This is a genomic window from Streptomyces sp. NPDC058955, from assembly GCF_042741435.1.
GTDB lineage: Bacteria > Actinomycetota > Actinomycetes > Streptomycetales > Streptomycetaceae > Streptomyces.
In genome coordinates, this window is the sequence record NZ_JBHYKM010000024.1 from 30,936 (window position 1) to 48,491 (window position 17,556).

Annotated in this window: 12 protein-coding genes; 4 read left to right on the forward strand and 8 right to left on the reverse strand. The window is 74.0% G+C overall.

All coding sequences use genetic code 11. The features are described 5' to 3' along the window. Positions 1-113: 113 nt before the first annotated feature. Complete coding sequence (locus ACFW1I_RS12450) at positions 114-7,349, reverse strand: hypothetical protein (RefSeq protein WP_384669162.1); 7,236 nt, start codon at positions 7,347-7,349, stop codon at positions 114-116. A gap of 382 nt (positions 7,350-7,731) precedes the next feature. On the opposite strand from ACFW1I_RS12450, the gene ACFW1I_RS12455 reads away from it, so the two are divergent. Further along, the gene (locus ACFW1I_RS12455) at positions 7,732-8,952 is read left to right on the forward strand and encodes a Cmx/CmrA family chloramphenicol efflux MFS transporter (RefSeq protein ID WP_384669210.1); all 1,221 of its coding nucleotides are present in this window, start codon (positions 7,732-7,734) and stop codon (positions 8,950-8,952) included. 8 nt (positions 8,953-8,960) lie between these two features. On the opposite strand, the gene ACFW1I_RS12460 is transcribed toward ACFW1I_RS12455, so the two are convergent. Together ACFW1I_RS12460 and ACFW1I_RS12465 are read right to left on the reverse strand one after the other, a co-directional pair. After that, positions 8,961-9,242 carry a DUF4031 domain-containing protein gene (locus tag ACFW1I_RS12460; RefSeq protein WP_384669163.1) on the reverse strand — a complete coding sequence of 94 codons (282 nt, stop codon included), beginning with the start codon at positions 9,240-9,242 and terminating at the stop codon, positions 8,961-8,963. A gap of 118 nt (positions 9,243-9,360) precedes the next feature. Beyond that, complete coding sequence (locus tag ACFW1I_RS12465; RefSeq protein WP_031015735.1) at positions 9,361-9,717, reverse strand: hypothetical protein; 357 nt, start codon at positions 9,715-9,717, stop codon at positions 9,361-9,363. A gap of 112 nt (positions 9,718-9,829) precedes the next feature. Between ACFW1I_RS12465 and ACFW1I_RS12470 the strand changes: the two genes are divergently transcribed. The 3 genes from ACFW1I_RS12470 to ACFW1I_RS12480 are packed head-to-tail and all read left to right on the forward strand — an operon-like array spanning position 9,830 to position 13,251. Continuing rightward, positions 9,830-10,750: a MurR/RpiR family transcriptional regulator gene (locus tag ACFW1I_RS12470; RefSeq protein WP_384669164.1), complete on the forward strand. Its 921-nt coding sequence runs from the start codon at positions 9,830-9,832 to the stop codon at positions 10,748-10,750. 23 nt (positions 10,751-10,773) lie between these two features. Then, positions 10,774-11,703, forward strand: a complete 930-nt coding sequence (gene murQ / locus ACFW1I_RS12475; RefSeq protein ID WP_384669165.1) for an N-acetylmuramic acid 6-phosphate etherase — start codon at positions 10,774-10,776, stop codon at positions 11,701-11,703. Positions 11,704-11,745: 42 nt separating this feature from the next. Continuing rightward, positions 11,746-13,251, forward strand: coding sequence for a PTS transporter subunit EIIC (locus ACFW1I_RS12480; RefSeq protein WP_384669167.1), 1,506 nt, complete (start codon positions 11,746-11,748; stop codon positions 13,249-13,251). 242 nt (positions 13,252-13,493) lie between these two features. On the opposite strand, the gene ACFW1I_RS12485 is transcribed toward ACFW1I_RS12480, so the two are convergent. From ACFW1I_RS12485 to ACFW1I_RS12505, 5 genes are all read right to left on the reverse strand, one after another. Further along, entirely contained in the window at positions 13,494-13,940 is a 447-nt protein-coding gene (locus tag ACFW1I_RS12485; RefSeq protein WP_384669169.1) for a S26 family signal peptidase, read from the reverse strand. A gap of 17 nt (positions 13,941-13,957) precedes the next feature. Further along, a complete protein-coding gene (locus ACFW1I_RS12490; protein ID WP_384669171.1) occupies positions 13,958-15,799 on the reverse strand; it encodes an ABC transporter ATP-binding protein in 1,842 nt (613 codons plus the stop codon). Then, the gene (locus ACFW1I_RS12495; protein WP_384669173.1) at positions 15,796-16,341 is read right to left on the reverse strand and encodes a TlpA family protein disulfide reductase; all 546 of its coding nucleotides are present in this window, start codon (positions 16,339-16,341) and stop codon (positions 15,796-15,798) included. Before ACFW1I_RS12495 ends, ACFW1I_RS12490 begins: the two co-directional genes overlap by 4 nt. 31 nt (positions 16,342-16,372) lie before the next feature. Then, positions 16,373-16,999: a MauE/DoxX family redox-associated membrane protein gene (locus ACFW1I_RS12500; protein WP_384669175.1), complete on the reverse strand. Its 627-nt coding sequence runs from the start codon at positions 16,997-16,999 to the stop codon at positions 16,373-16,375. A gap of 97 nt (positions 17,000-17,096) precedes the next feature. Continuing rightward, entirely contained in the window at positions 17,097-17,276 is a 180-nt protein-coding gene (locus ACFW1I_RS12505; protein WP_030498261.1) for a hypothetical protein, read from the reverse strand. Positions 17,277-17,556 lie beyond the last annotated feature (280 nt).

The window sequence follows — 17,556 nt, forward strand, 5'->3', positions numbered from 1 at the left end:
GAGATCTACCAAAACAATAGACATTATGATGATTAGACACATCCAGCCGCCCCCCCGGCCTCCGCGCGCGCCCCCCCCGCCCCCGGGCGGGGGCGCCCCCCCCCCCGCGCCGGTCAGGGTGTGGTGGGCGGAGTGTAGACGACCGTGATCCGCTTGAGGTCGTCCGTCGCCGCGAAGACCGCCTTGGCCTTCTCGTAGACGTCCTCCTCCGCGATGTGCCAGGTGATCGGCGTGTTCGGGGCGGCTTCCACCTGATACCTCGCCTGCTTGACGAAGTCCACCTCGACCACGGTCTTGTTGTAGCTGTTCATCATCGCGGAGTACCCGGGTCCCTTGGCCTCCAGGAGAACGCCCCCCTTGTAACCGTCGAGCTTGAGCTCGCCCTTGGGGTTCGGCGTGTTCCTGAGCAGATAGCCGAAGCCTTCCGGAACTCCCGTGATCTGGAACTCGTAGGCAATGGCCCGGGCGCTCTTGCCGCCTTCCTTGGAAATGTTCCAGACGCCCGGACCGCCCATCTCCACCCAGCACTGCGGATTGGCCGAGGTGCTGGAGACGGAGAAGGCGGCGAGGGAGAAGGCCGACGGGGTGACGTTGTCGACCTTCTGGCACGCCTGCTGCAGCCGCTGGATGATCTTCGTGCCGATGCCGGCGATGGCGCCCTCGGTCAGACCGATGGAACGCAGCGCCACCCATGCCTCGGTGAAGCCGATGCCGGTCTTGACGGCCGCGTCCAGCGACATCATCGCGGCCTTGGCCCCCTTGAACAGGGCACCGGCGACGAACCAGCTCGCCGCCCAGGCGCAGTCGCCCCAGCTGCCGCCCGACAGACCCGGGGTGATCAGCTTGGCGCAGCCGATGAAGTCCCCGAGGAGGACGTCGACCGGATCGATGCCCGCGTTGAACTCGATCATCGAGATGACGTTCGTGAGGCGCTCGGTCTTCACGTCGGTCACGTCGGGGCCGAGGTAGATCGTGTCGGCGTTCGGGCAGCTGCCCGTGTACGACTCCGGCGAGGCCAGGCACATGTACAGGTCGACGTGCGACCGGTACGTGACGTCGGCGGTGATGATGCAGTCGCCGACGTGGTAGATCGGGTTGCAGTTCTCCTTGACGACGTTCTGCGGCTCGCCGATGTACTCGATGTGGTCGAGGACCGCCCACACCCCGCCGATGCCGGTGGTGACACCCTGCTGGATCTGCTCGGTGTTCCCGGTCGTCTCCGTCCGGTCCGCCGCCGCCTGGGCCTCCTCGGCCGCCTCGCGGGCGCCCGCGGCGGCCTTCTCCGCGGCGGACGCGTCGATCTCCGCCTGGTCGGCGGTGGCGCGGGCGCTGGCCGCGTCCGCCTCCGCCTGGGTGGCGACCTCGCGGGCGTGGGCGGCGTCCTTCTCCGCCTCCGTCGCCGCGTTGTCGGCGGCGATCGCGTCCTGCTCGGCGTCGTTCGCCGCCCAGTTCGCCGCCATCGCGTCATTGCCGGCCGACATCGCGTAGCCGTCGGCGCGTTCCGCCGACGCCTGTGCGGCCTTGGCGTCGGCCGCGGCCTGCGCGGCCAGCGCCTTCGCCTCGGCGGAGAACTCCTCGGCGAGACCGGCCGTGGCGGCCGCGATCGCCGCCTGCTGCTGCGCCACCGTCAGGGACGACTGTCCCGTCAGGACGGCGAACGCGGCGGAGCTGTCCTCCTCCTGGTACGGCGTGCCGAGCGCGATCGCGTCCTGCGCCGGCCGGGTCACGGCGGCGGCGGAGGCACCGGCCGCGAGCGAGGACGCCACGGCCGCCTGGGCCTTGCCGGCGGTCACCGCCGCCCAGTTCGCGGTCTGCTGCGCCTCGGTACGGGCGGCGGCCGCCTCGGTCTTGGCGGTCTTGGCCGCCGTGCTCGCGAGGGCGGACTGCGCCTTGGCGCCCGCGGCGTCGGCCGCGGCCGCCTCGGAGGCGTCGATGGCCTCGGCCGCCTTCGCGTGCGCCGTGGAGGCGGCACCGACGGCGACCAGGTACGACGCCCAGGTGGCGTCGGCCGCGGCCCGGGCCCGGGACGCGGCGCCCTGCGCCTTGGTGGCGGCCTCGCGGGCGTTGACGGCGGCGGCCGTGGCCGCGTTCGCCGACGCGCGCGCGTTGGTGGCCGCCGTGGTGGCGGTGTCCGCGGCGGAGCGGGCGCTGGTGGCGGCCGCGCGGGACGCCTCGGCGGCCTCCGTGCCCTCGTCGGCGGCGGCGTTGGCCTCCAGGGCCTCGGCCTTCGCGATCAGCGAGTCGCGCCGCTGCTCGGCCTCCAGGGCGTCGTCGCGTGCGGCGACCGCGTCCCGCTCGGCCTGTTCGGCGACCTTCCGCTGGTCGGAGGCGACCACGCCGGACGCCTCGGCGGAGACGCGAGCGTCGCTCGCGATCCGGCCCTGGGCGACGGCGTCGGCCTCGTGACCGGCGGCGATGTCCCGCTCGCGCTCGGCGGTGGCCCGGTAGGCCGCCGCGTTGGCACGCTCCAGCTCGGCGATCGCACGGGTCCGCTGCGCGTCGGCGGCGGCCTGTCGGGCCCGCTCCTCGGCGGCGGCCGCGTCCTCCTTGGCCTTCTTCGCGACGGCCGCGTTGTTCGCGGCGGAGGTGGCGTACGCGTCGGCGCTGTCGGCGGCGGCCTTCGCCTGGGCGGCGGCCTCCTGGGCGGCGATGCGGCGGAACTCGGTGTTGACCGCGTGCGCCTCGGTCTTCGCCAGGGCCAGCAGGGCCTGGGAGGTGGAGACCGTGGCGTTGGCCGCGTTCAGGGCCGTCTCCGTCGCCTTGGCGGCGGCGGTGGCGGCGGCGCCCGAGGCGCGGGCGACCTGCACCGACTGCTGGGCGTACATCAGGCCCCGGCCGCGCGGCACCTCGGCCGCGTCGGCGATGGTCCACGCCTGCTGCTGGGCCGTGACCGCACGCGCCGAGGCGGCGTTGGCGGCGGTGGCCTGCTGGGCCGCGGCCGTCTTCAGTGCCTGGACGCGGCCGCGGGCCTTGGCGAGGTCCGTGTTCGCCCGGTCGAAGAGCGCCTGCTTCGGCTTGAGGATGTGGTCCGGGTCGCGCTCCAGTTCGTCGTGCCAGTACTTCTGCCAGCGCAGGATCTGGTCAGCGAGCCACGCCTGGCCGATGGCCTCCACCATGTTGTCGGTGGCGGCGCGGGTCGCCGCGGCGGCGTCCGCCTCGGCCTGCATGATGATCGCGCGCGGCGCGGCCTGGCCGGCGTACTCGGCCTCCCACTCGACGGACGCCTGCGAGGCGGCCTCGCTGAGCGCGTTGCGCGGGTCGGCCGGGTCGGCGTGGTTGCAGGTGGCCCACGCCTGCTTGAGGTGCTCGACCTCGGCGCGGAAGGCGGGGCTGTCGGCGGTCACCTTGCCGGCGGGGAAGCCGCCGTGCCGCAGGTACTGGGCGATGTCGGCGGCGGTGGTGCCGCCGGCCCAGCGGGTGTTGGCGACGTTCGAGTCGCGCAGCATCCAGTCGGCGGCGAAGTCGTGCCAGGCGTCCTTGCCGCGGTTCTGCTCGGTGATCTCCCGCGCCTTGGCGACGGCCTCGGGACCGGCGTTGGTGTGCCCGTCCCAGCCGATGCGGTCGATGAGCTTCGCCTGCGTGGAGTGGGTGAAGCCGAGGATGTCGGCGCCGAACTCCGGTGCGTGCAGGGTGATGCCCTCGTCGAAGGAGCTCATCGCGTACGGCCGGTTGGCGTCCTCCAGGATCGCCCTGCGGGCCGCGATGGTGTCCAGGTACGCGTACCCGGCCACCTTGTCCTGGTCGCCGGCGATGCCCAGCGGCATCAGCTTGATCCAGCCGAGGTCGCCGACGACGGCGCGCAGCTGCTCGTCGGTGCCGGTGAGGCCTTCGATGGCCTTCGCCTTGGTCTTCGCGCCGCCGGCGTGCAGGGCGACGCCGGTGAGACAGCGGTCGAGGCGCGGGGTCTCCCGCGCGTCACGGATGACCTCGGTCAGCTCGTTGAGGCGGCGCAGGGCGTTGTCGGCGTCGTGAAAGATGCGCCGGACGCCGTCGGAGACCTGCTCGACCGCCGTGGCGAGCGCGGGCATGCGGCCCACGATCACGGCGTTCGAGGCGACGTCGACGAGCTGCCACAGGCACTCCTCGACGTCCGAACCGGCCAGGCACTGCTTGACCTTGGTGGCGTCGAGCTGCTCGAAGAGGATCTGCCCGCCGTTGTCGGTGGCCCACTTGACGATGTCGACGGAGACGGCGGCGATGCCCTCCCGGTAGTCGTCGACACAGGTCTGGCCGCAGGCGTCGAGGAGGATCTTCTCCTCGCGCTCACCGAGCACCGGCCAGTTGTCGGCGCCGCCCTCGATGGGGGTGACGCCCTCGGCCAGCGCGTCCTTGTGCGCGGCCTCGTTCTTCGCCCGCTGCTCCTCCTCGGCCTTCTTCGCCGCCTCCTCGGCGGCGGTGGAGTCGCCGGTGGCGTCGGACGCCTTGGACTCCGCGTCCTCGGCGGCCTGTTCGGAGTCAGCGGCCTTCTTCGCGGCGTCCGCCGCGGCCTCGCCGGCCCGGCCGGCCTTCTCCTGTGCCTCTGCGGCGTGCCGTTCGGCGTCGGTGGCCTCCCGGTCGGCCTCCACGGCGGCGTCATTGGCCTCGTCGGCGGTCGTACGGGCGCCGGCCGCGTCGTTCCCGGCCTGCTGGGCGTGGCCCGCGGCGGCCTCGGCGGCCGTGCTGGCACCAGCCTGGGCGTCGGTCGCGCGGGCGGCGGACGCCTGGGCGCGGGTGACGGCCTCGACGGCGCGGACCGAGTCGGCGGCGGCGCGGGCGGCGGCCTCGGCGGCGAGCTTCGCGTCGCCCTGGGCCTGGGCCGCGGCGGCCTCGGCGTCGGCGGCGGCCTGGGCGGCCTCGGCGGCCTTGGCCTCGGCGGCGGCGGCCTGCTGTTCGGCGATCGTCTTCGACGACTGGCCGACGAGCACGGCGAACGCGGCGGAGGCGTCCTTCTCCTGGTACGGCGTACCGGTGGCGAGCGCCTCGCCGGCTGCGGCGACCGCTTCCCTGGCCACGTCACGGGCGGCCAGCGCGGCCTGTCCCGCGGCGTAGGCGCGGCCGACGACGACGGCCGCGGACTTCACCGCGTCGTCGGCGTCGGTGCGGGCGGCGGCGGACTCCTGCTGCGCCTTGGCGGCCAGCGCGGTCGCGTTCTGCGAGGCGGTGGCCGCGTTGTCCGCGCGGATCGCCGCGTCCTGCGAGGCGTCGAGGGCGGTGGCGGCGGCGGCGCGGGCCGTCGACGCGGCGCCGAGCGAGGTGTAGTACCCCTCCCACGCCTTGCTCGCGCTCGCCTCGGCGCGCCGGGCGGCGCCCTCGGCGGTGGTGGCGGCGGACCGGGCGGTGACGGCGGCGGCAGTGGCCTGGTCGGCGGCGGTCTGCGCGGCCGTCGCGGCCTCCGCGGCCTGGGTGGCGGCCGTACGTGCCGCGGTGGCGGCGGCCCGGGTCTCGGCCGCGGTGGCCGTGCCCTCGGCGGCCGCGGCGGCGGCCTCCAGGGCGGCGGCTCGGGCGGCGGTGGCCAGCTTGCCGCGGAGGGCGGCGACGGCCCTCTCGCGGGCCGCCTGGGCGGCGGCCGCCTTCTCGTCGGCGGTCTTCCGCTTGGCCGTGGCGTCGGTGGACGCCGTGCCGGCGGCGGTGTCGGCGGACTGAGCGGCGGTCTTCTGCGTACCGGCGCGCGCCTCCGCCTCGACGGCCTTGGCGCGCTCGGCGGCGGCCTTGGCCCGCTGGGCGACGGCGGTGGCCTTCTCGGCCTGCGCCTTCGCCCGCTCGCTCGCCGCGGTGGCGGCGGCGGCCTGCGCCTTGTCCCGCTTCTGCTCGGCGGTGGTCCGGGCGGCGACGGCGGTGTCGGCAGCCTCGGCGGCGGCCGTGGCGTTGGCGACGGCGCTGTCGGCGGCGGCCTTCGCCTGGGCGGCGGCCTCCTCGGCGGCGACCCGGCGGAACTCGGTGCTGATCGCCTTCGACTCGGTCTGCGCCTTGGCGAGCAGCGCCTCCGCGTCGGCGATCGTCGCGTCGGCGGCGGCCTTGGCGGTGGCGGTGGCCTTGGCGGCCGCCGCGGTGGCGGCCGAGGAGGCGCGGGCGACCTGCACGGACTGCTGGGCGTACATCAGGCCCCGGCCGCGCGGCACCTTCGCGGTGTCGGCGACGGACCACGCCTCCTGCTGCGCGGTGGCGGCCCGGCCGGCGGCGGTGGCGGCCTTGGCGGCCTGCGCGTTCGCCGAGACGACCAGGGCCGCGGCGTCGGCGCGGAGCTTCGCGAGGTCCGCCGTCGCCGCGTCGTACATCGCCTGGTCGGGCTTGTCGAGGATGGTGTCCGGGTCGGCGGCGAGCGTGTCCTGCCAGTACTTGCGCCAGGTGAGGATCTGCTCGGCGCGCCAGGCGAGGCCGATGGCCTCGATCATGTCGTCGGCGGCCTCGCGGGTCGCCGCGGCGGCGTCGGCCTCGGCCTGGAGGATGACGGCGCGCTGCGGGGCCTGCCCGGCGTACTCCTGCTCCCACTCGACCATGGCGGTCATCACGGGATCGTTGAGCATCCGGCGGGGGTCGACGGGGTTCTGGAAGTCGCAGGCGGCCCACGCCTGCTTGAGGTCCTCGACCTCGACCCGGTAGGCGGGCGAGTCCTTCGCGGGGGCCTCGGTGGCGAAGCCGCCGCGCCGGAGGTAGGAGGCGACGTCGCTGGCGGTGGTGCCGCGCCACCAGTCGGTGTTGTTGACCTCGCCGTCCCTGAGCATCCAGTCGGCGGCCCAGTCGTGCCAGTCGTCCTTGCCGTTGTTCTCGGCGGCGACGGCGCGGGCGCGGGTGACGGCCTCGGGGCCGGCGTTGGTGTGCCCGTCCCAGCCGAGGCGCCAGGCCATCTCCTTCTGGGTGACCATGGTGAAGTGGGTGACGTCCTTGCCGAATTCGGGGACGTGCCACTCCATGTCGTCGCTGGACCAGGCCGATTCGACGTACGGCTTGTTGGCGGCTTCGAGGGCCTTGTTGCGGTCGTAGACGGCGGTGGCGTAGGCGCCGCCGGCGTCCTCGTCGGCGTCACGGGCCTGGCCGAGGGGGCCGTACGGGAGCCAGGCGAGGTCCCCGACGACGGTGCGGAGCTGCTCCTCCGTGCCGGTGAGGCCCTCGATGGCCTTGGCCTTCATCTGCGCGCCGCCGAAGTGGAGCGCCACTCCGGTGAGACAGCGGTCGAGGCGCCGGTCCTCGCCGATGCTGTTGCGGTAGAGGCCGTCGTCCACCTCCGGGGTGGTGTCCGCGGCGGCGGGCGGCGCCTGGACCAGGCCGGTGAGCACGGCGGACGCGGTGACGAGCGCCGTCGTACTGGTGGCCCGGGTGAGGGCGGAGCGGATCCGACGCCGGCGTCTGCCGGCGTCTCCGAGCAATGACATGGTCGTGCCTCTGCGTTCTCGTGATCGGTACGGGCGGCACCGCCCCACGAGGACGTCCGGTTCAGGCATGGGCATGACAGACGAGAGCAGGCAGCACGACGTACGCCGGCGTCCTCACCCCACCCCGTGAGCCGGCGCTGCCGCTTACGGGGCGACGATCCCACGCCGGGCGGCGGCGCCGGAAGATCGAAAAGGGGCAGGGCCGCCGACCTTGATCATCTTGTTACCGCACGTAAGCCCGCAGGTCACCGGGGGCTACATCTCGCATCCCGAGAAGAACCGGAATCCCGGAATGACAGGGACGAACCACCGGTTGACGCATGTCATGCCGTCTCCCTCAGCCGAGCCCACCCCCACGACCGCCCCCTCCCCCACCACCCGGATGCCCCTGGCCGTCTACATCCTCGGCCTCTCCGTCTTCGCGCTCGGCACGAGCGAGTTCATGCTCTCCGGTCTCCTGGAACACATCGCGGCGGACATGGACGTCTCCATCCCGCAGGCCGGGCTGCTCATCTCCGCCTTCGCCATCGGCATGGTCGTCGGCGCCCCGCTGCTCGCCGTGGCCACCCTCCGGCTCCCCCGCAAGACCACCCTGATCGCCCTGATCACCGTCTTCGGCCTCGGCCAGATCGCCGGCGCGCTCGCCCCCAGCTACGGCATCCTCTTCGCGTCCCGCGTGATCAGCGCGCTCGCCTGCGCCGGCTTCTGGGCCGTCGGCGCGGCCGTCGCCATCGCGATGGTCCCGCAGAGCTCCCGGGCCCGCGCCATGGCCGTCATGATCGGCGGCCTCTCCATCGCCAACGTCCTCGGCGTCCCCGCCGGCGCCTTCCTCGGCGAGCACCTGGGCTGGCGCTCCGCCTTCTGGGCCGTGGGCGCCGCCTCCGCGATCGCCCTGGTCGGCGTCGTCACCCGCATCCCGCACATCCCCCTCCCGGAGACGAAGCCCCGCCTCCGCCAGGAGCTCACGATCTACCGCGACCGCCAGGTCCTCCTCTCGATCGTGGTCACCGCCCTCGCCGCCGGCGGCGTCTTCTGCGCCTTCTCCTACCTGGCCCCGCTCCTCACCGACGTCTCGGGCCTCGACGAGGGCTGGGTCTCCGGCGTCCTGGCCCTCTTCGGCATCGGCGCCCTGATCGGCACGACGATCGGCGGCCGCGTCGCCGACGCCCACCTCTTCGGCGTCCTCCTCACCGGCATCACCGCCTCCACCGTCTTCCTGGTGGCCCTGGCCCTCTTCGCCGCCACCCCGGCGGCCACCATCACCCTGGCCTTCCTCCTGGGCGTCTCGGCCTTCTACACGGCCCCCGCCCTCAACGCCCGCATGTTCAACGTCGCCGGCGCCGCCCCCACCCTGGCCGGCGCCACCACCACCGCCGCCTTCAACCTCGGCAACACCGGCGGCCCCTGGCTCGGCGGCACCGTCATCGACGCGAACCTCGGCTACGCCTCCCCCGCCTGGGCGGGCGCCGCCATGACCCTCCTCGCCCTCGCCACGGCAGCGGTCTCCCTCCGCCTGACCCGCCCGGCGAAGTCCCGCGTGGTGATGGGCGCCCAGGGCGCGCCGGCGGAGGCGGCGGAACTGTCCTCCGAACGCAAGGGCTGACCTGCCCCTCAGCCCTCCGGCCACTCCTCCGGCCGCCCCTTCGGGCGGCGGAGGCCCGCCGCCGAGAGGCGGCGGAGGAGTTCCTTGGAGCCGACCGGGAGGGCGCCGGCGGCCACGGCCTTGTCGTACCAGTCGGACGGGATGTCGTAGTGGTCGCGGTCGAAGCCGCGCGCGGGGGCGCCGAGGTCGGCCGCGAAGGCGTGGAGTTCGTCGAAGGAGACGTCGCTGACCAGGTGGGACCACATGCGGCCGTGGCCGGGCCAGGTCGGCGGGTCGATGTAGAGGGTCACCGGCGGAGCCCCGTGCCGCGGGCGGCTCCCACGCGGAACGGGGACCGCCCGCCCGTACCGACCCCCGCGCCGGACCGCCCGCCCGTACCGACGCCCGTGCCGGTTCTCGCGCCCGCGCTCACGTCAGCCCGCCCACCCGGGCCACCACCACGCCCTGCTTGCCGCAGACCCAGTGGGGGTCCGGGCCCAGTTCCGGTTCGACGTCGAGGGCGTGGGGGTCCCCGGAGGAGCAGACGGGGCAGAGGGGCCAGCGGCCGTACGCCTCCAGGAGGGCGTCCTGGACGTCCTGGGCGACCAGGCCCGCCACGTACTCCACGCCCTCGGGCCACTGCTCGACCCACCAGCGGCGGTGCGTCACCGCGTCCTCCACCATCGACACGACCTGCGCGGCGGCCACGTCACGGGCCGCGAGGTCGGCCAGCACCAGCGCGCGAGCGGCGTGCAGCGCCTGCTCCACGGGGTCGATGTCGTCCATGGGGCCATTGTCCACCGAGAGGGGCGGGGGGACGAAGGTCCCCTTCCCCTCCCGCTGCTCCGGGCCCTACGGGCTCTTGTCCGGCCCGCATTCTTGAAAGTATCTTTCAGGTGTGACCCATGACGTGAAGGAAACTTTCAGCAGCGAGGCGCCCCCGGCGCCGGCCGCGCTCGCCGCCAAGGTACGGACCCTCTCCCCTTCCATGACCCGCTCCATGCAGCGGGTCGCCGAGGCCGTCGCCGGGGACCCCGCCGGCTGCGCCGCCCTCACGGTCACCGGCCTCGCCGAACTGACCGGCACCAGCGAGGCCACCGTCGTCCGCACCGCCCGCCTCCTCGGCTACCCCGGCTACCGCGACCTGCGGCTCGCCCTCGCCGGGCTCGCCGCCCAGCAGCAGTCCGGCCGCGCGCCCTCCGTCACCGCCGACATCGCCGTCGACGACCCCGTCGCCGACGTCGTCGCCAAGCTCGCCCACGACGAGCGGCAGACCCTCGCCGACACCGCCGCCGCGCTCGACACCGTCCAGCTCGGCGCCGTCGCCGCCGCCTGCGCCACCGCCCGCCGCATCGACGTGTACGGCGTCGGCGCCTCCGGTCTCGTCGCCCAGGACCTCGTGCAGAAGCTGCTCCGGATCGGCCTCATCGCCCACGCCCACGGCGACCCGCACCTCGCCGTCACCAACGCCGTGCAGCTCCGCTCCGGCGACGTGGCCCTCGCCATCACCCACTCCGGCTCCACCGGCGACGTCATAGAACCGCTCCGGGTCGCCTTCGAGCACGGCGCCACCACGGTCGCCATCACCGGCCGCCCGGACGGCCCGGTCAGCCAGTACGCCGACCACGTGCTGACCACCTCCACCGCCCGCGAGAGCGAGCTGAGACCGGCCGCCATGTCCTCCCGCACCAGCCAACTCCTGGTCGTGGACTGTCTGTTCACCTGCGTCACCCAGCGCACGTACGAGACCGCGGCCCCTGCCCTCGCGGCCTCGTACGAGGCCCTCGCCCACCGCCACTCGCCCCGAACCGCCCGCTGAACCAGGGAAGAAAGCAGCCCACCGTGTCCACCACGTACTCCGAACTCCGCGCCCAGCTGGCCACCCTCACCACCGAGGCGTACCGTCCCGAACTGGCCGAGATCGACCGGCTGTCCACCCTGGAGATCGCCCGCACCATGAACGGCGAGGACCAGAGCGTGCCCGCCGCCGTGGCCCGGCAGCTGCCCGCGATCGCCGCCGCCATCGACGCCACCGCCGAGCGGATGGCCCGCGGCGGCCGGCTGCTCTACCTGGGCGCCGGCACCGCGGGACGGCTCGGCGTCCTCGACGCCAGCGAGTGCCCGCCGACCTTCGCCACCGACCCCTCCCAGGTCGTCGGCCTGATCGCGGGCGGCCCCTCGGCCATGGTCCAGGCCGTCGAGGGCGCTGAAGATTCCAAGGAGCTCGCCGCCGCCGACCTCGACGCCCTCGGCGTCGGCCCCGACGACACCGTGGTCGGCGTCTCCGCCTCCGGCCGCACCCCGTACGCCATCGGCGCCGTCGAGCACGCCCGCGCCGCCGGGGCGCTCACCATCGGCCTGTCCTGCAACGCGGACAGCGCGCTCGCGGCCGCCGCCGAGCACGGCATCGAGGTCGTCACCGGCCCCGAACTGCTCACCGGCTCCACCCGGTTGAAGGCCGGCACGGCCCAGAAGCTGGTCCTCAACATGATCTCGACGATCACCATGATCCGGCTCGGCAAGACCTACGGGAACCTCATGGTCGACGTCCGCGCCTCCAACGAGAAGCTCCAGGCCCGCTCGCGCCGCATCGTCGCGCTCGCGACCGGCGCCCCCGACGAGCAGATCGAGGCCGCCCTCACCGCCGCCGAGGGGGAGGTGAAGAACGCCATCCTGATCCTCCTCGCCGACGTCGACGCCGCCACCGCGGCGCAGCGGCTGAAGGACTCCCGCGGCCATCTGCGCGCGGCGCTGCACGCGACCGCACCCTGAGGCCCCCCTCGCCCCTCCCCTCACAGCAAGGCACCACCGCACATGAGCACAGACGACAAGAACCGCGCCATCGCCGCCGCGATCCTCCCCCTCGTCGGCGGCGCCGGGAACATCGACTCCGTGGCCCACTGCATGACCCGCCTCCGGCTGGGCCTGCGCGACCGCTCGCTCGTCCAGGACGAGGCCCTGAAGGCCCTGCCGTCCGTGATGGGTGTGGTGGAGGACGACACGTACCAGATCGTCCTCGGCCCCGGCACGGTCGCCCGCGTGACCCCCGCGTTCGAGGCCCTGGTGGCCGAGGCGGCCGTGCCGGCCGTGGCGGTGCCCGCGCACTCCGCCGAGGAGCTGGCCGACCGGGGCGCCGCCCTCAAGGCGGAGCGGAAGGCGAGGAACGCGACCCCCTTCAAGCTCTTCCTCCGGAAGATCGCGAACATCTTCGTCCCGCTGATCCCCGCCCTCATCGGCTGCGGCATCATCGCCGGCCTCAACGGCCTGCTGGTCAACCTCGGCTGGCTGCCCGGCGTCACCCCCGCGCTCGCCGCCGTCGCGAGCGGCTTCATGGCCCTCATCGCGGTCTTCGTCGGCTACAACACGGCGAAGGAGTTCGGCGGCACCCCGATCCTCGGCGGCGCGGTCGCCGCCATCATCGTCTACGCGGGTGTGGCGAAGATCGAGGTCTTCGGCCAGGCCCTCTCCCCCGGCCAGGGCGGCGTCCTCGGCGCGCTCGGCGCGGCCGTCCTCGCCGTGTACGTGGAGAAGTGGTGCCGCCGCTGGGTGCCGGAGTCCCTGGACGTCCTGGTCACCCCGACGCTCACCGTGCTCGTCTCCGGCCTGGTCACGATCTTCGGCCTGATGTTCCTCGCGGGCGAGGTCTCGCAGGCGATCGGCGACTTCGCCAACTGGCTCCTGGAGAACGCGGGCGCCGGCGCCGGCTTCCTCCTCGGCGGCCTCTTCCTCCCGCTGGTGATGCTCGGCCTCCACCAGGCCCTCATCCCGATCCACACCACCCTGATCGAGCAGCAGGGCTACACCGTCCTCCTGCCGATCCTGGCGATGGCGGGCGCGGGCCAGGTCGGCGCGGCCATGGCGGTCTACCTGCGGCTGCCCCGCAACGGCTCCATCCGCCGCACCATCAAGTCCGCCCTCCCGGCCGGCTTCCTCGGCGTCGGCGAGCCGCTGATCTACGGCGTCTCCCTGCCGCTGGGCCGCCCCTTCGTCACCGCCTGCGTCGGCGGCGCGTTCGGCGGCGGCTTCGTCGGCCTCTTCAGCATGCTGGGCGACAAGGTCGGCTCCACCGCCATCGGCCCGTCCGGCTGGGCCCTCTTCCCGCTCCTCGACGGCGACAAGGGCCTCGGCCCCACCATCGCGATCTACGCGGGCGGCCTGCTCGTCGGCTATGCCGTCGGCTTCGTCGCCACCTACTTCTGGGGCTTCAGCCGCGCGATGATCGAGGAGTTCGACGTGGACCCCGAGGCGGACGCGACCCCCGAACCGGTGGCCGCCGGCGGCCCCACCCCCGAGCCGGAGCCCGAGCCCGTGAAGGTCTGACGCCCGGACACCGCACGACCCCTTCCTGTACGACTCCGAGGGACGGGGCCGCCGCCTCCACCCGGTTCGCCGCGCCCAGCCGGCGCGTGATCGCGGCCAGGTGCTTCCGGTAGGTGCGTACGGACATGCCCAGCTGGCGGGCGGGCGGCGGAGGAGCTGCCGAGCGAGGAGGTGGACCTGCCGTCGGACGTCGAGCGGGACATCCTGGCGATGCTCCGGGAGGCGGACAAGGACGAGACCGGCTACGCCGCCGGGTCGAGGACGACGCCGACGACGCTGGACACCGGCAGCAGGCCCCAGTACCGGGAGTCCGTGCTGAAGGCCGGGTTGTCGCCGAGGAGGGCGATCCGGCCCGGCGGGACGAGCGCGCCCTCCGCGACGCCGGCGGCCGCGCACACCTCGGGCGGGACCGGCTCGCCGGCCAGCGCGGCGACCCGCTTCACCACCAGCGGCGGGCGGGCGGCCGGGTCCGCGCCCCGGCGGGGCCGGACGAGCCCCTCGGGCGGGGCGACGAGGACGATCCGGCCGGTACGCAGCCGGGCGGCGCCCGTCCGGACGACGAGGACCCGCTGGCCGTCCCGCAGCGCCGGCAGCATGCTCGGCCCGTCGATCCGGAGCCGGGACAGGAAACGGCGCAGCAGCACCAGGAGCAGGGCCAGGCCGCAGGCGATGCCCAGGAACACGTACACGTTCGCGTCACCCCTCCTCAGGACACCGGCACCGCGCCCGGCGCGTCCGAACGGTAGCCGTCCGCCTGCAGCGTGAACAGCTCCGCGTACCGGCCGCCCCGCTCCATCAGCGTCTCGTGGGTGCCCTGTTCGACGACCCGGCCGTCGCCGAGGACGACGATGCGGCCGGCGTCGCGGACCGCGCTCAGCCGGTGCGAGATCACCACCCCGGTCGCGCCGTCCCGCAGGGTGCGCAGGCTGTCGTGGATCTCCTTCTCGGCCTCCGCGTCGAGACCGGCGCTGGGCTCGTCGAGGATCATCAGGTCGGCGTCGGCGCGCATGAACGCCCGGGCCACGGCGACCCGTTGCCACTCGCCGCCGGAGAGCGACTGGCCTCCGGCGCCGCCCTGCTCGCCGTCCGGGACGAAGATCCGGCTGAGGAGGGTCTCGTAGCCGGCCGGCAGCCGGTCGAGCCGGTCGTGGACGCCGGCGGCCCGCGCCGCCCCGGTGACCGCGGCGGTGTCGCCGGCCCGGTCGAGCCGCCCGAGGCCGACGTTCTCGCCGGCGGTCAGGTCGTACCGGCAGTAGTCCTGGAAGACCACGCCGATCCGGCGGCGGTACTCGTCCGGGGTGAAGCGGCGGATGTCGGTGCCGTCCCACAGGATGCGGCCCTCGGTCGGGTCGTACAGCCGGCAGAGCAGCTTCACCAGGGTGCTCTTCCCGGCGCCGTTCAGTCCGACGAGCGCGGTGGCCTCGCCCGCGGCGAGCGTCAGGTCGACCCCGCGCAGCACCCACGGCGAGGTGTCGTCGTACCGGAACCAGACGTTCTCGAAGGTGATCGAGGAGCGCAGCGGCGCGGGCCGCTCGACCGGGCCGTCGGGCTGCCGCAGGTCCGGGGCGAGGTCGCGCAGGGCCCGGTAGGAGACGAAGGTGAGGAGGGCCTGGTAGGCGTTGCTGCCGGTGTTCGCGAGCTGGCCGACGCCGGTCTGGATGGCGGCGGTGGCGGCGAGGAAGACGGAGACGTCGCCGACGGAGAGGGTGCCCGCGCCGACGGCCCGGACGACCCAGACGAGCCCCGCGCCGTAGACGGCGACGCCGAGCACGGACGGCCCGACTCCCCTGACCAGGTTACGGAGTTCGGTGCGGCGCTCGGCCTCGGAGGCGGCCACCAGCTCGGCCCGCGCCCGGTCCTTGAAGTGGTCCTGGAGTCCGAAGAGCCGGATCTCCTTCACCGCGTCGGTGTCGGTGAGCAGGCTCGCGTAGAACATCTGGCGGCGGCTGCGCGCCACGATGTCCCGGATGACGGCGGCCCGGCGGCGGCCCGCGGTGAGCTGGGTGCGGAAGGTCGGCAGCGCCATGACGACGGTGAGCGCGCCGAGCAGCGGGTTGAGGACGCAGACCGTGATCAGGAAGCCGAGGAAGGTCACCAGCGCCTGGACGCCGCCGACGACCGAGCCGATCAGCATGCCGGGCGCGGAGGAGCCGGCCTCCTGGGCGAGCCGCAGCTCGTCCTGGAAGGCCGGGTTCTCGAAGTACCGCAGCCCGGGCAGCCGGTTGACACTCTCGAACAGCTCGTCCTGGACGCGGAGTTGGACCCGCCGGGCGTGCTGTTCGCGGAGGAAGTCGGTGACGGCGGGGACGAGCGCGATGCCGAGGCTGACCGCCACGAGGAGGACGGCGACGCGGACCAGGGCGTCCGTGGGCCGGTGCTGGGTGATCGCGTCGAAGAGTTCGCGGACGAGGAGCGCGGCGGCGGCGGGCAGCAGGCCCGCGACGACGCTGCCCGCGAGGTGGAGCACGAGCGCGCCCCGCCCGGCCCGCCAGGCGAGCCCGGCGGCGGTCCGCCCGGCCCCGAGCACCTCCGCCCTCGGCTGCTTCACCGGGAGGCGGCGGCCGTCGGGGCGGCGGGGGCGACCTGGCCGCGGTCGCTGATCCGGCCCTCGGCGTCGACGTCGAGGTAGCTGGGCCAGCGGACGATGCCGAAGGAGGCGGAGGCGCCCTCGGAGCCGGCGGCCTCGGTGACGACCCGGGCGACGGGATCGAGCAGGTCGATCATCCGCTGCCGTTCGGGGCCGCCGCCCTTGAGGAAGACGAGCACATGATCCCGGCCACCCGGGAAGTCCTTCGCCATGCGGGCGAATTCCGGTGCCTGCTCGACGCAGGGCCCGCAGGTCGTGGAGAGGAATCCGATGACGGATCCGTTCGCGACGGAATTCCGGTCGATCTCCTCTCCGGAATGCGTGTGGGTGCGGAATTCGGGGACGGGGGAACCGTCGGGAAGCTTGTTCTCCGGAGCGTCGGAGACGTATGCGCCGTCACCGGAACGACCGGAGGATCCGGAAACGCGGCGTGCGAGGGCGAGCAGCAGGAAGAGATTGAAGACGGAGAGACAACCGATCAGCACGACGGCGGCGACAAGCATGGAAAGGGCCTCGCTTGGTTTCGCGGCGGACTCAGGAGGTCCGCCGACTGGTTCCGTTCGTTGCGTTTGGTGCATCTGGTGCGTTTGCTCCGTTCGGCCCGGTCGGCCCGTTCGTTCCGTTCGGCGCGGAGAAGACGTCGGCGAGCAGGTCCGTGGAGAGGACGAGCGCGCTCACGCAGACCGCGCCGAGGAGGCTGACGAGCACCCCGCCGAGGTCGAGGGAGCCGGCCGCCGGGACGGATCCCGGCCCGCCCGCGGCGAGCGCGGCGAGGAAGCCGGCGGCGGTCGCCCCGAGGAGGACGGCGTTGCGGACGAGGTGCGCGGGGCCGACCCGGGTGCGGGAGGCGCCGAAGCAGGAGCAGGAGGTGTCGATCTTCCGGCGGAGGACCGAGACCAGGGCCGCGGTGAAGGCCGCGATCAGGCCGAAGGAGACGGCGAAGGCCCAGGTGGTGAGGGCGGGCACCCAGACGGCGGCGGCGAGGCCCGCCTCCAGGACGGGCACCGCCACGGCGACCGCGCCGGTCAGCCGCGCGGGCACGACCCGCATGTCCCGCACGGTCGCACGGAAGTCCCCGGGGGCGCGCGCCTTCCCCAGCGCGGAGGCGGCGAGGACGACGGCCACGACGCACCGCACGGCGAGGATCAGGGAGTCGGTCACGGTGCTTCCTCCGTCGGACGGGCCGGCGGGCCCCTCCCCGGGCCGGCGCGCGGCGCCCGGGGGCGGGTCTTCTCACCGAAGGGCGCGAAAGGCCCGGTCAGCAGTCGCCCGGGTAGGACTTGGTGACGCAGGTGGGCGCCGCCGCGCAGTTCCAGGAACAGCAGACCTTGACGTAGAGCGTGGAGCCGGAGCACCAGCTGCTGCCGCCCGCGGGGCAGGCGCAGTACGCCTCGGCGCTCTCCTCGCGGAGAACGCGTCCGAGTACACGGTCCGCCATTCCGACAATTGCCTTGACCATTGGATCCCTCACAAAGTGGAGACGGATTTTCCGGGTCGTGCAAACGTTCACGAGAACTCGCGGTCCGCAACCTACCCGCCGCTCGGAATAAATGTCTAGACCAACCTCGATCTTCGTGTCCCGCATGCGAGAACCCCGAGGTCAGGGATGGTGAATCAGCCACGCCGCGCTCGCCGTCAGCCCATCCGGAATGATCACCCCCATATGGACCGCCCGCCTCCGAAAGCACGTGCACATGGCCGAAATCATTCGCTCACCT

Bases quoted from the DNA above. Each gene is read 5' to 3' on its own strand.
- ACFW1I_RS12450 (WP_384669162.1), bottom strand. From the start codon at position 7,349: ATGTCATTGCTCGGAGACGCCGGCAGACGCCGGCGTCGGATCCGCTCC.
- ACFW1I_RS12455 (WP_384669210.1), top strand. From the start codon at position 7,732: ATGCCCCTGGCCGTCTACATCCTCGGCCTCTCCGTCTTCGCGCTCGGC.
- ACFW1I_RS12465 (WP_031015735.1), bottom strand. From the start codon at position 9,717: ATGGACGACATCGACCCCGTGGAGCAGGCGCTGCACGCCGCTCGCGCG.
- ACFW1I_RS12480 (WP_384669167.1), top strand. From the start codon at position 11,746: ATGAGCACAGACGACAAGAACCGCGCCATCGCCGCCGCGATCCTCCCC.
- ACFW1I_RS12495 (WP_384669173.1), bottom strand. From the start codon at position 16,341: ATGCTTGTCGCCGCCGTCGTGCTGATCGGTTGTCTCTCCGTCTTCAAT.
- ACFW1I_RS12505 (WP_030498261.1), bottom strand. From the start codon at position 17,276: ATGGCGGACCGTGTACTCGGACGCGTTCTCCGCGAGGAGAGCGCCGAG.